Raw genomic sequence first — 13,739 nt, 5'->3', positions numbered from 1 at the left:
CTAATTGTATTGTTGAGTTTTTAAACTCTTGTGTATATTTCTGAGCTTTGTTGACCATATTATCAATCCTTCCTTATTATGTAGAAATCTTATCATTTCTGTGTCCTAATAAGTGTAGCCAGATCACCGACATCAGTTGATATACCAGGGGTTCCTACAGATAGAGCTTCTAAAAGCGCTATGGATAAACCTTCATAAAGAGATGTAAAAATAATGACTTCTGCTATAAGATGCAACTCATAGGTGTTATCTACATAATCTAATCTAACTATGTACCTTTCCAAATTATATTTTTTAATTAATTGGTCAACTTGAGTTGATAGTTCACCGCTACCAACGACAATAAACTTAAACTCTTCTCCATAGCGATCGACAACCTTTTGAATTAAATGAATCAAATCAAGTGGTGCTTTTTGATATGCAAGTCGACCGATGGAAGTGATATATTTTTGATCACTATTTAAATTATATTTTTTTAATAATTCATTTCTAGTATAGTTTGATGCTTTATCCCTTTTTTCATCAGACATTACCGAATAAATCAAATCTACTTTTTTTTCATCAATATTGACATCATTAGTAAAAATATTTTTAATTCTTGAGTTAATAGCAATAAAGCCATCAAAGCTTAATAAATTTTGATTTTTTTCTTTGTATAATCTAACCCAACCTTCATTGATATCATACACTTGTTGATCTACGATAGCCGAGCTTTTAAAAATTGATCTAATATTTGATAAATTATGCTCTAACCATGGTGAACCGTTACATATCCAAATCAAATCGGGTTTGTAGAATTGATTTAATATCTTCAAATAGTTAAGTATTCCATCGTGATGTGAAAGTTCTGTTAAATCATACACCCCTAAACAAGTTTTTGTAAATTGACGATGCAATGAACCTAATACTTCATTTAATCTTTCAAAGTTGACAACTACAAAATCATATTCATTTTTCAAAGCTTCTATAATTTCAGCAGTGTTTCGCTCCACTCCACCCACAGCAAGAAAAGTAGGAAATACAAAAACGATTTTTTTATTTTTTTGATAAGGCGTAGATTGATATGAGATAATACCTTCTTCAATATAGCCACTATTTCTTTTATTCCAATAGCCGTAGTCGTCAACTGATTGATTGATTAATTCTTTTATGTTTAATTTTGTCGTATAGGTTTCTGAAATAAGTCTAATAACTTTTCCACTAATTCTTTTTGATTTAAAATCTTCTATAGACATACCATTATTTTTATATATTATATTGTTTTCTAAATCTTTAGAAATTCCAATATATGGTAAATCTACTAATCCAAAAGAGAACAAAATACTATCTACTGAATTATTTTTCAAAAAGAGTATAGCTTGTTTTATACTGTTTACGGAAAGCATAAAACCACTTTTTGGTTTATAAATATAATTATCATCTAATTCTTTGGCATCTGATTTGATTCGGATCAAAATATCAGACATCACATCCACATACTCTTTGTGAAGTTTTTCGACTGAAATATGGTTATCTACTTCTATGATAATTTTTACATCATTTTTTTCTGCAAAGTCAGTATTAAAATCTATACTCTCTAAATGTGTAATGAGTATAATATCTTTAATATATTCTTGAATTTGTGGAATAAAGAATACAGCAAAAACTTTTTGCACAATAGTATCATCTATCTGGTAGCTATTCTCTATGACACCTTTTTCATAAAAAAATCTAAAAAGTACTCTATAGATACTTGAAACATTTTTTTCGAGATCATATTGTTGAATTAAATTTTCATCTTCCAGTCTTTGGCACAAATCAATAATTTGCTCAAGTATTTTGAAATCTTTTTGAAAAGTAAGTTTGGACACATGATTGATATAGTTTTTCCATTCCGTTGAAATTTGCTCAACTTGAACAACCCATTCAACTTCATTTTGATGTAATCTTTTAAATACAAGTGCCATCTCCCCTGCGATTTGTTGTCTTCGGCAAAAACCAGCAACACTTGTGTAGGGGTGATAATGTTCAGCAATTGCATCTGGATAAAAATAAATATCCATACCTTTCTTTGACAATCTATATCCAAGTTCAATATCTTCAAAGTTCACTTTATAAAAACTTTCATCAAATATAATTTTTTCAGACATTAAAAACTCTCTATCTATACTAATATTGCTAGTATAAAAATGTCTAAAATCAATATATCCATAAGGAGGAAAAGCATTAAAGCTAAATTGTTCGCAACCAAGCTCTGTGATATGTTTCATTAAAGTGTTAATCTCTAAATCTTTATGCCAAATAATCTCACCCAAAACTGCTTTACAGATAGGAAGCTCTTTTAATTTTTCATAATGCTGATTGATAATCTGAGGATTTGGGAAAATATCATCCCCAATGATATAAAGTTTTTCACCTTTAGCATTTCGAATTGCATTGTTTCGTGCTTTTGCAGCTCCTCCATGATTGTTTTTGAGTACAATAATCGGTAAATCTTTTACAGCTTCTAAAATTTCAACAGAGCCATCTTCAGAACCGTCATCTGAAAAAATAATTTCATATTTGTATCTTGTAACTTTATTTACCTCTCTCCAAGATTCAATTAAACTAGGTAAAAGTTTTGATCGATTGTATGTTGGGATGATCACACTCACTTTTATATCATAGTCTTTTCCGCTATATTGAAAAGTGCATTTCGGTTTTGTAGTAGTTAGAATTGTTGAGCTTTTTATACCTGATTTGGCTTTTACTTTTTTGATAGCATTTTTTAATCCAAAATTTTTTGTTTCATTAATAAATTTTTTAATTAAATATGGATTTTGCCTTACATGCTTAATAACCTGAATAAGTTTTGTCAATTTCGAATATTGCTTAGGTTGTTGTTCCAAAGATTTTTCACTATGTGTTTTCCTGCCTTCATAGACACCAAATTTTATAAAATGTATCAATGGATTCATTCTAGCTGCTTTTACATCTGGATAAGTTTCAAGATAGAAATTCGTATCAAATTGTTCAGATGGATTTCGCCCTTCTTTCCATCCGTGTTTTAAATAATGCTTAATTGGATCAATATCTGCTTTTCGTATATCATCATAAGCTTCAAGATAATATCTTTCATCAAATAATCCAGACTTTTTTACAATGTTATAGCGACTTTGAAATCTCATGCCTACCCTTTTATAATACGTTTAAAATGTCGTAATGGTCGTGTGATTTTCCAACTTTTAGAAGTATACATATCCAAAAGCTCTCGATTGAGACTTTGAATATTGTGTTCTTTGTCCAAAAGCTCTCGATTGAGACTTTGAATATTGTGTTCTTTGTCCAAAAGCTCTCGATTGAGACTTTGAATATTGTGTTCTTTGTCCAAAAGCTCTCGATTTTTTTGCTTTACACATACATGTAAAGCATCTTTTGCGATATACATATATCGCAAAACTACGACCAATGATTGAGCACCTTCAAAGGTACTTTCATCGAGACCGCTAAAATACATTTGTGGATCATTGGTAGTGAAAAATAGACTTTTACCGTGATGTATCTCTGCATTGGAATGCACATATGGTAAAAGGTCTATTACAGTTGCATTTTTCCTTACATATAAGCTTTCTATCTCGATAACACAACATTCACTCAGTGGGTCAAGGCGTAGGGTTTTTATAGTTTGCTTATCTGTGAGATCAAAAGTAAATTTTTGGTTTTCTGGATTTTGAGCAACTGGAAGTCTGATTGAATTTTCTTCTACAAAACCATCTCCCTGATCTATGAAGAGTTGGATGACATAGTCAAAACTCGGGACAGCTTCTTTATGCTCTAAATTTATAAAATGGGGAACTTTAGCAACTTTAGAAGCAAGAAAATATTTTTTATTTTTTCCATGAACAAAATTACTAAAATGACTATCTAATTTCATAAAATCTTCATTATTGATTTCAATAAATTTATTCATTTCGATAGAATGATATGCAGAAAAAATAGCTAAACTTCGCCAAACTACATAACTCTTTGGAATGGGGAAATTAAAGACCCATTCATAGTCTATGAGTGTAAATATTGCGTTGTCTACAAAAATATTTCCAAAGATCATATCGATATTTGCTATTTCGATGATGTCTTGTGGCTCATTGCTTTCCCATTCTCCAAAGATTGATTTGAAATTTTCACAGGGTTCGAAGATAACATTACGTTTAGTTACAAAGCTATCTACAAAATCTATAAATTTATTGACATACTTTTCAAAACTTTCTTTATCAGATTTTTCTATGCACTCTAAAAGTATATTTTCCAGCGATTTACCTTGTGCCATTTCAAATAAAATGCCATTCGATGTCTTTCGTGGTTGTACTAGATTGATAGTGTATTTGGATGCAAGTAACTCATAATTTAAAAATATCTGATCTATGTGTTTCTGCGCTTCTTTTGTTAAAGCTTGTTTTATAGCATACTTGTTTTCATTTTCATCTTGAACTAGTTTAGTCACAATTTGATATTGTGGTAGTCTTTCGCTATTGTATTTGGCAAATATGGTTTTCATAAGCTTGCCTCCACCAAAAATGAGTTGGCAAAAAATGTAAATTGTTCGTTTTTAATAAGGTTTTTAAAGGCTTCTCTTTCATTAAAGAGAACACATCTATCTTGGTCAAAGTTAGGACTATATATATCAAACAAATCATCGATTTTAGGCAGATACTCGTCACTATAAATAATCTTTGGCAACTTATAATCAGGCATAGGATAATAAAACTCCAAACACCTAAAACCAGTACTTAAAATCAACGCTTCAAGTTCTTTTTTTCCAAAAGTTTGTATGCCTTTATCATTTGGATAATCCTCGATGCCATCAAAATATCTGCCTGTGTGGTCTTCTCTAGCTCCCGCCCAGTACTTTAATCCAAATTTATTTTCGATAGCTATAAGAAGTTTTCCGTTTGGCTTTAGATACGATTTTGCGTTTTCTAAAAATGTTTTAAAAGGAGTATTGCCTTCGGTAAATTTTCCTGCATATTCTAAAACACCTATTAACGTGACATAATCAAACTTTTCTGCAAATGCTATATCATTTAGATTACCAGCTATGATTTCAAGATTTTCATAATTTTTATGCCTATTATAGATGATTTCAGCTCGTCTTTTCGAAAGTTCAACAACTTTCACTTCTTTGAGTTTTTGTGCAAACATTCCACTAAAAGCACCACAACCGCCTCCTATTTCTAGAAGTGTTGCATTTGTATCAAAATCATACCAATCAAGAAGATTTTTTCTAATGGGAGTAAGATGATAGAGTATCGCCCAGTTATCTGTATCGTGGAGTATATCTGTAAAATCCGTATTGTTTTTCACCATATCTAAGATAGTATTTTCAATATCTCCATCCGAATATAGGTCTGAACCTTTGTAATAATTTATGTTAAATTTTGTCATTTATTCTCTCATATTTTAACTTTGTACAACTAAATGCTATACCCGTTGATAAAGTGGGAGAAACAACATCAACTGCTACAGCATCATAAATTCTATGAAAAACTTTCAAGTTATCGTTTTCATATTTTGTACACCCTAAAGCTAGGAAATATGAACCTGAGTTTAAAATCATTTTTTGTGTAAATTCTATAGTGATAATCTCTCCAGCTTGTATTTTTCCAAATACTTCATTGAGATTATTGGAATTTGTCCCTGTAAGTTCCATGCCATCAACACTTTTGAAGGTATAAGCAAATATTGGGTCTATAATATCTTGATTAAATTTAACAGTCATGAAAATGGTATAGTCTTCATCATGTCTTAAATGATTTGTGATTTTTTTCTTTTCGCCAAAAATTGCAAAGTCTATAATCTCAGCTTCCATGGAGCCATAAATATTTGCACTTGGATTTAAAGGCAATTGTAATTTCAAATCATATGAATTCGTATTTTTAATAGTATTTATTTGGATTTCTTCATTTTCTTGTATCTCTTTTGGTAGTGTCGAAACCATGATTTTTCGGAACATTTCCGTTGTTGATTTAGTATCGCCTTGTAGTAGTTTTTTCCCATTATTGATTAAAATTGCTGATTGACAATATTTAATAATTAAGTCGATAGAGTGTGTTACAAAAAGAATAGTTTTATTTAACCTTTGAAATTCTTTGAATTTATTAAAACATTTAGCTTGAAATGCCATATCCCCAACGCTCAAAGCCTCATCTACTATCAAGATATCTGGGTCAACATTGATAGCCACAGCAAAAGCAAGTCTCGCATACATACCGCTACTGTACATTTTAACAGGCTGATACACAAAATCCCCGATGTCAGCAAAAGCGATGATCTCATCTACTTTTTGCGCTACTTCTTCTCTTGTATAGCCCATCAAAGAGCCTTGAAAGTAGATATTTTCAACACCTGTGTACTCAGGGTTGAACCCTGCCCCCAATTCAAGTAAGGAAGCGATGCGACCGTTTACATGTACACTTCCACTACTTGGGGTAAGAACTCCTGTGATAATTTTAAGAAGTGTACTTTTACCTGCGCCGTTTTTACCGATGATACCGACTGTTTCACCTTTTTTTATCTCAAAACTCACATCATTTAAAGCATAAAACTCTTTATGATATTGCTTTTTTAATGGATGTAGTGACTCTTTGAGACGGTCTACGGGTTTGTCATAGAGTTTATAGATCTTTGTTAAGTGACTGACTTTTATAGCGGTGTTCATAGGGAAGGCTCAAGTTTGAATTTTGAAGTTTGAATTGTTTTTAATTTCATTTTAATTTTCCTATCAGCTCAAATGAATCTATATCCATCTTCGATACAGCAAACCATTTTTTACCAAGGTCTTTAAGACTTGCGCCAAAATGGTAAACATCAATATCGTCTATGATTAAAAATCTATCATGAGAGAGGTCAAATGTTTCTATCTCTATTTTTGGATATTGAGCATTGTGTTTTTGCAAGTCAAGTTGAAGTTGTTTTGAGAGTGTCTTTGTATATATTTTCATAGTGACTTTTATATCTCTTTTGGTAAACAATACTAAAGTACTTTCGTCTATATAATTGTCCAAAAGTTTAATAGATGTTTTTGCACTTTTTATAATATCACTTACAAAAAGATAGGCATCAAAGATTTGACCATCATAAAAAATATGTTGTTTTTGTTGGACTTCATTGTTTTCAATCGCTTCAAATATTTTATTAAATTGTTCATCGTGCAAAGAAAGTCTTTGTTCGACCCTTTCAAATCTTTGAAATATATTTGCATTCAAAGATATAAATTTTCTCATTTCTACAAAAGTGTCTATTATTTTTATACTTACTTCAATAGCCGTTTGGCTTTTAAGTACCGCTGAAAGCATAGATACACCTTGCTCTGTGAAGACATATGGCAAGTATTTTCTGTGTTTTCCCCAGCCTTTTTCAAAACTTAAGGTCGCAAATTGCGACCTTAAGTTTTCATACTCGTTTTCTGTAAGTTGAAATCTAAATTTTTCAGGAAATCTTTCAATATTTCTTTTAACTTGTTCATTCAATCTTTTAGCTTCTACACCATACAAAACTGCTAAATCCTCATCAAGCATTACCTGTGTATCTCTGATTGTATAGATTTTATTTTGAATAGATTGGGATTCAACGGGTATTATAGTATGCATCACAACACATCCGCAAAATGAGGTCTGAGTTTTCGAAATACAATGGCTCCAAGTGCAAAGAAAACCAATGTAATTCCCCAAAACTGCAAAGCTTCCATAGGCTTTTCCCAAAACCATACATGATTTATCAGTGCGTCACGGTACCCTTGTGTGATGTAATGGGCAGGATTGAGTTCGAATAACCAACGGTATTCTTCTGGAACCATTGTCAATGACCAAAAGATAGGAGTTAACCAAAAGCCAAACTGTATAGACATACTGACCAGTTGCCCTAAATCTCGAAAAAAGATAACCACACTACTGGTTATCCACGAGATACCCAATAAAAGCATAATGGCTGAAAAAAGATAGTAAAACATCTGAAGCCAATAAAGAGTTGGTTCATACCCATAGATAATATACATTGACATCATAAATACCATAAAAAAGAGATGGACGATAACTGCCGAAGTAATTTTAACGATAGGGAGTAGACTTACCCGAAACACAATTTTTTTGACCAAAAATGTATTGTCTAAAATAGCATTTGTAGCGGAGGCAAGAGCTTCTGAGAGAAAAAACCATGGGATCATCCCAGCGACAAGCCAAAGGATGAAAGGTACATCTTGCACAGGTGCGGCTTTAAAACCTACTTGAAACACAAACCAAAATATCAAAACTGAGATAGTAGGCTGTATAAATGCCCATAAAATGCCAAGGTAATTGTTCAAATAGCGCGACTTAAAATCGTTCTTAACCAAATCTTTGAGCAATCTTCTGTTTTGGTAGATGTCTCGTAAAAACCGATAAAAAGCTCTTATATACCTCAATTATATTTCCTTAGATACCATTCAACGGTTTTGACGATGCCGCTTTCAAAGTTCTCTTCGGCACTCCAACCGAGTTTTGTTTCGATCTTCGTCGCATCGATCGCATAACGTCTGTCATGACCCGCTCGATCTTCGACAAATGCGATTTGTTCTTGATACGATGTTGCTTTAGGCTTGAGCGTATCTAAAATTTCACAGATTTTATGGGCGATATAAAGGTTGTTGCGCTCGTTACGTCCGCCGATATTGTACGTCTCGCCTGAGATGCCCTCATGATAAGCAAGATCGATGCCTTTACAATGATCGAGCACGTAGAGCCAATCGCGAATATTTTTACCGTCGCCGTAAATAGGGATTTTTTGACCGGCAAGGGCTTTGCGTATGATGGTGGGAATGAGCTTTTCGTCGTGTTGCTTAGGCCCGTAGTTATTGGAACAATTGGTCACGACGGTGTTCATCCCGTACGTGTGATGATAGGCTCTCACGATCATATCGCTGGAAGCTTTCGATGCCGAATAAGGCGAGTTGGGCGCATAAGGCGTGCTTTCGGTAAACAAACCCTCTTCGCCTAACGTTCCGTAAACTTCATCGGTAGAGATGTGATGAAAACGACACGCCTCGTATCCTTCTTTCCAGACGAAAGGTTTTTCCATCCACGTTTTATACGCCACGTCGATCAGCGTAAACGTGCCGTTAACATTCGTTTCGACAAAAACGCCCGGATTTTTAATCGAATTATCGACATGCGACTCTGCGGCAAAATGAATGACGCCGCAAATCGCGTATTGTTCAAACAACGATTCCACTAAGGCACGATCGCAAATATCGCCTTGAACGAATACGTAGCGTTCGTTATCGTCCACTTCCGCCAAATTGTCCAAATTGCCAGCATAGGTTAAAAGATCAAGATTGACGATGCGATAATGGGGGTACTGTTCTAAAAAGTACGGCACGAAATTAGAGCCGATAAAACCGGCACATCCGGTCACTAAAATTGATTTGGTATACGGCATCAGCGTTCTTCTCCCATATGACGTAAACATGCGTGTAAACTCTCTTGCCAATGAGGAATTTCCAATGCATACGCCTGTTTGATCTTTGATTTATTTAAAAGCGAATAATGCGGCCTTTTAGCCGGTGTCGGATACGAAACGGTTTCAATGGGCACAACCTTACATGTAAGCTTGGCGCTCTTCATAATTTCTTTGGCAAAATCATACCAAGAACAAACACCTTCGTTAGAATAATGGTAAATTTGCGTTTGCGCGTTGTCGATGTGCGGCAACATGTCCAAAATCGCCTTAGCGAGGTCTCGCGCGTAAGTCGGCGTTCCAACTTGATCGAAAATGACGCCTAAAGACTCTTTCTCTTTTCCAAGGCGTAACATCGTTTTGACGAAGTTGGCTCCGTAACTACTGTAAACCCATGACGTGCGGATAATGACGCTATGAGGAAGAGTAACATGTAAGAGTGCCTTTTCGCCTAAAAGCTTCGTTTGCCCGTAAACCGATTGCGGATTGGTCGCATCGTCTTCGACGTAAGGACGGTAGTTTTTTCCGTCAAAGACGTAATCGGTGGAGATGTGCACGAGTTTGCAGTGAGACTCTTGGGCAATCGTTGCCAGATACTTGACCGCTTGATGATTGATGGCATCTGCTAAAGCTTCGTCGCTTTGGGCTTTATCAACCGCCGTATACGCCGCACAATTGACGATCGTATCGATGGCGTTTTGTTTGACATACGACCTTATCGCTTCTTCGTCGGTGATGTCCAACTCTTCTTTATCCGTAAAAAAATAGGTATGCGTATACGAACGTGAGAGTTCGCGCAGTTCGCTTCCGAGTTGTCCGTTTGCGCCGGTCACTAAGATCTTAAGCATAGTAGTTCACGCCGTAGTCGAAAAGATCAAGCGCATCCTCCAACTTGGGCTGCTTGGTATCTTTTTCGGAAAGATGCAACGCTTCTACGCTTAGCGGCCACTCTATTTTTAGATTTTGATCGTTATACGCAATACCGCGATCAGACTGCGGAGCATAATAATTATCGACCTTATACGTAAACGTGCAGGTTTCGCTCAGCACTACAAAACCGTGCGCGAAGCCTCGTGGGATAAACATCTGGCGTTTGTTCTTTCCGCTAAGTTCGACCGCCACATGTTCCCCAAACGTCGGACTTCCCACGCGAATATCGACCGCGACGTCTAAGACTTTCCCGTCAATCACGCGAACCAATTTAGACTGGGCAAACGGAGGTAGTTGATAGTGAAGCCCGCGTAAAACGCCGTGATGGCTCCTAGACTCGTTATCTTGGCAAAAATTGACGCGATAGCCGATAAAATTTTCAAACGCCTCTTGTCGAAACGTTTCGACAAAATAGCCTCGCTCGTCGCCAAACACTTTAGGCTCGATAATAATCACTTCGGGAATATTTGCTTTAATAAAATTCATTTATGCTTTCTTTCTTGCGCTTTTTTCAAAAGGTATTGCCCGTATTGATTCTTTTTCAAAGGCTCGGCTAAGGCAAGCAACTGCTCTTTACTGATATACCCTTTATCGTACGCTATTTCTTCAAGGCAGGCAACTTTAAGGCTTTGTCTTTTTTCGATGGTTTGAATAAATTGTCCCGCGTCTAACAAGCTTTCGTGCGTTCCCGTATCGAGCCATGCAAAGCCTCTTCCCATCAGTTCGACTTTGAGCGCACCTTGCGTTAAGTAGGCTTGATTGACGGAGGTTATTTCTAGCTCTCCTCGTTCGCTCGGCTTGACGTTTTTAGCGATTTGGACGACGGAATTGGGATAAAAATAGAGTCCGACGACGGCATAGTTGGACTTAGGATGTTGCGGTTTTTCTTCGATACTTAAAACCGTTTCGTTCTCATCAAAATCCACAACCCCGTAGCGTTCCGGATCGCTGACATAGTAACCAAAAACTGTCGCTTTTCCCTCTTTCTCGACATTTTCAACCGATTTTTCCAACAAGCCCGTTAAGCCTTGCCCGTAAAAAATATTATCGCCCAAAACCAAACACACGCTCTCATTTCCGATAAACTCTTCCCCTAAGAGAAATGCTTGTGCCAAGCCGTCTGGGCTGGGTTGTACGACGTACGAAAACTTCATACCAAGCTCGCTTCCGTCTTGCAGTAACTCTTCAAATCTCGGCAAATCCTGTGGCGTCGAGATAATCAAAACTTCCCTAATCCCCGCCAACATCAAAACGGAAAGCGGATAATAAATCATCGGCTTGTCGTAAACCGGCACCAGTTGCTTACTTACGCCTCTGGTAATGGGATAAAGTCTCGTGCCGCTTCCGCCGGCTAAAATAATACCTTTCATTCTTCGTATCCTTCTTCGTATCCTTTAGGATTTTGACACTGAAATCGCCACATATCTTCGCACATTTTATCCAAATCGTACTTTGCCTCCCACCCTAAAAGCTCTTTAGCAAAACTCGGATCGGAGTAAAACTCCGCGATATCGCCGGCGCGTCTGGGTAAAATCGCGTACGGTATCTCTTGTCCGCACGCTTTTGAAAAAGCATGAATCACGTCTAAAACACTGTACCCTTTTCCCGTTCCCAAATTAACGGCCGTACACTGCGGACGGTCTAAAAAAGCAAGGGCTTTAAGATGCCCCGATGCCAAATCGACCACGTGAAGATAATCTCTTACTCCCGTACCGTCTTTTGTAGGATAATCGTTCCCGAAAACATTGACGCATTGACGCCTTCCAATAGCAACTTGAGCGATGTAGGGCATAAGATTGTTCGGAATGCCTTGCGGATTTTCGCCGATCAAACCGCTTTCGTGCGCACCGACGGGATTAAAATAACGTAAAATCGCTATCGACCACGTAGGATCGCTGACATGTAAGTTTCGTAGCATCTCTTCGATAACCAGTTTCGTCTGTCCGTAAGGGTTCGTCGTGCGCAAAGGGTGTGCTTCGGTAAACGGGAGAAATTCCGGATTTCCGTATACGGTAGCCGAAGAGCTAAAAATCAGCTTTTTGATATTCATACGACGCATGGATTGAAGAAGGCAAAGTGTTGCGTATACGTTGTTTTCGTAGTACTCAAGCGGCTTTTTGACCGATTCGCCGACGGCTTTAGAACCGGCAAAATGAATCACGGCGTCGCAACCTTCGAGGGTTTTTCAAGCAAGGCTCTATCGCGAACGTCGCCGCAAACCGTTGAAAGTTTTTTAGACGTAATTTGCATTACACGTTTGAGCGACTCGGGCATACTGTTGGAAAAATTATCATACACGACAACTTCAAATCCCGCGTTCAGTAATTCAACACAGGTATGTGAGCCGATATATCCCGCTCCGCCCGTTACTAAAACCGTCATACTACCCCCCTACCCCGACATGCAAACTTTAAATTTAAAATTATAACGTAACAGCGTTACGTTTTTCGTTATATTTATGAATCAAACTATGTTTTTCTTTTGAAGAAGTTATTTTAGTCTCTTACGACTTTATTTACGATTAACACGCGGTAACGAATGCAAGCAACGTCGCCTTAGTTTTTAATCACGCCCAGATCGACGCAAGCAATATGATTGAAAGAGGCTTTGGCGGTTTTCTTTAAGACACCGAAAATTTCATTGAGTTCATTATCGTCAAAATCATGCTGATAGCCGAATCCGTGGCAAATAACCGCGGCACTCACCGTCATCAGCGGAAACTTTTGCAATGCCCCTTCACGATTTTTTGCCATAATATACCCCGAACTCAGCCCTTGTTCGCAATAAAAACTCTTAATGTCTTCGGAAAATTTCGAGACGATTTCCAAAATGATTGCGTAGACTTTTTCAAACGTATCTTCTTCTTTTAAGTTCCAGCCTAAGAAAAAATCATCTCCGCCGACATGCCCTATCAAGCACTCTTCAAAACCGATCGAACTGCGTAAAATATCGGCAAAAAGCGTAATAGCGCGATCGCCTTTACGAAAGCCGTAATAATCGTTAAACGGTTTAAAATTGTCAAAATCAAAATATGCCATCATGACTTTGTCTTTACTCTCCATCGCATTGGCGACAAATTCGTTGATGATGCGATTGCCCGAGAGTCCCGTGAGCGGATTTTGATCTTTTGCGTCGACGATATTTTTTTCGTTGACGATGTCCAAAAGCACTTTAGAGCTTAAATAACCGATGTATTTTTCGTCTTCGGTAATCAAGATAGCGTCGTTATCGTCGTCAAAGGCGTAAATTTTCAAAATTTTATCCAACGGATCGTTGATGTCGGCGCGTCCGCAATGCGAAACGATATTTTTCAAGCTACCTTGGGTGATGTTGTACAAAAGCGACTTACCGTAATTGGAGTACAT

The 13,739-nt window shown here is 36.6% G+C and carries 11 protein-coding genes and 1 pseudogene; all 12 read right to left on the bottom strand.

Translation table 11 applies throughout. The annotated features are described in order from the left end of the window. Positions 1-92: 92 nt before the first annotated feature. Positions 93-3,146, bottom strand: coding sequence for a glycosyltransferase (locus OA34_RS12725; RefSeq protein ID WP_039675974.1), 3,054 nt, complete (start codon positions 3,144-3,146; stop codon positions 93-95). A gap of 2 nt (positions 3,147-3,148) precedes the next feature. Then, positions 3,149-4,513: a hypothetical protein gene (locus OA34_RS12720; protein WP_039675972.1), complete on the bottom strand. Its 1,365-nt coding sequence runs from the start codon at positions 4,511-4,513 to the stop codon at positions 3,149-3,151. After that, positions 4,510-5,400: a class I SAM-dependent methyltransferase gene (locus tag OA34_RS12715; RefSeq protein ID WP_039675970.1), complete on the bottom strand. Its 891-nt coding sequence runs from the start codon at positions 5,398-5,400 to the stop codon at positions 4,510-4,512. The genes OA34_RS12720 and OA34_RS12715 overlap by 4 nt, the downstream gene beginning before the upstream one ends. After that, positions 5,387-6,673 carry an ABC transporter ATP-binding protein gene (locus OA34_RS12710; RefSeq protein WP_039675968.1) on the bottom strand — a complete coding sequence of 429 codons (1,287 nt, stop codon included), beginning with the start codon at positions 6,671-6,673 and terminating at the stop codon, positions 5,387-5,389. Before OA34_RS12710 ends, OA34_RS12715 begins: the two co-directional genes overlap by 14 nt. Positions 6,674-6,719: 46 nt before the next feature. Beyond that, entirely contained in the window at positions 6,720-7,604 is an 885-nt protein-coding gene (locus tag OA34_RS12705; RefSeq protein ID WP_039675967.1) for an ORF6N domain-containing protein, read from the bottom strand. Beyond that, a complete protein-coding gene (locus OA34_RS12700; RefSeq protein WP_039675965.1) occupies positions 7,604-8,413 on the bottom strand; it encodes an ABC transporter permease in 810 nt (269 codons plus the stop codon). The genes OA34_RS12705 and OA34_RS12700 overlap by 1 nt, the downstream gene beginning before the upstream one ends. Continuing rightward, positions 8,410-9,426 (bottom strand): dTDP-glucose 4,6-dehydratase, encoded by a 1,017-nt coding sequence (rfbB, locus tag OA34_RS12695; RefSeq protein ID WP_039675963.1) that lies wholly within the window; start codon positions 9,424-9,426, stop codon positions 8,410-8,412. The genes OA34_RS12700 and rfbB overlap by 4 nt, the downstream gene beginning before the upstream one ends. Next, positions 9,426-10,292, bottom strand: a complete 867-nt coding sequence (gene rfbD, locus OA34_RS12690; protein ID WP_039675960.1) for a dTDP-4-dehydrorhamnose reductase — start codon at positions 10,290-10,292, stop codon at positions 9,426-9,428. The genes rfbB and rfbD overlap by 1 nt, the downstream gene beginning before the upstream one ends. Next, positions 10,285-10,860, bottom strand: coding sequence for a dTDP-4-dehydrorhamnose 3,5-epimerase (rfbC, locus tag OA34_RS12685; protein WP_039675958.1), 576 nt, complete (start codon positions 10,858-10,860; stop codon positions 10,285-10,287). Before rfbC ends, rfbD begins: the two co-directional genes overlap by 8 nt. Beyond that, positions 10,857-11,744 carry a glucose-1-phosphate thymidylyltransferase RfbA gene (rfbA, locus tag OA34_RS12680; RefSeq protein WP_039675956.1) on the bottom strand — a complete coding sequence of 296 codons (888 nt, stop codon included), beginning with the start codon at positions 11,742-11,744 and terminating at the stop codon, positions 10,857-10,859. Before rfbA ends, rfbC begins: the two co-directional genes overlap by 4 nt. After that, positions 11,741-12,696 (bottom strand): annotated as a pseudogene (gene galE, locus OA34_RS12675) (UDP-glucose 4-epimerase GalE). Before galE ends, rfbA begins: the two are co-directional and overlap by 4 nt. 233 nt (positions 12,697-12,929) lie before the next feature. After that, on the bottom strand, positions 12,930-13,739 hold an 810-nt coding region (locus tag OA34_RS12670), incomplete at its 5' end, for a diguanylate cyclase domain-containing protein (RefSeq protein ID WP_039675954.1).

It is taken from the genome of Sulfurospirillum sp. MES (assembly GCF_000789415.1).
In the GTDB taxonomy this organism is placed as follows: domain Bacteria; phylum Campylobacterota; class Campylobacteria; order Campylobacterales; family Sulfurospirillaceae; genus Sulfurospirillum; species Sulfurospirillum cavolei.
The sequence above is the reverse complement of the archived record's forward strand: the minus strand, read 5'-3'. Positions and strand labels throughout refer to the sequence as shown.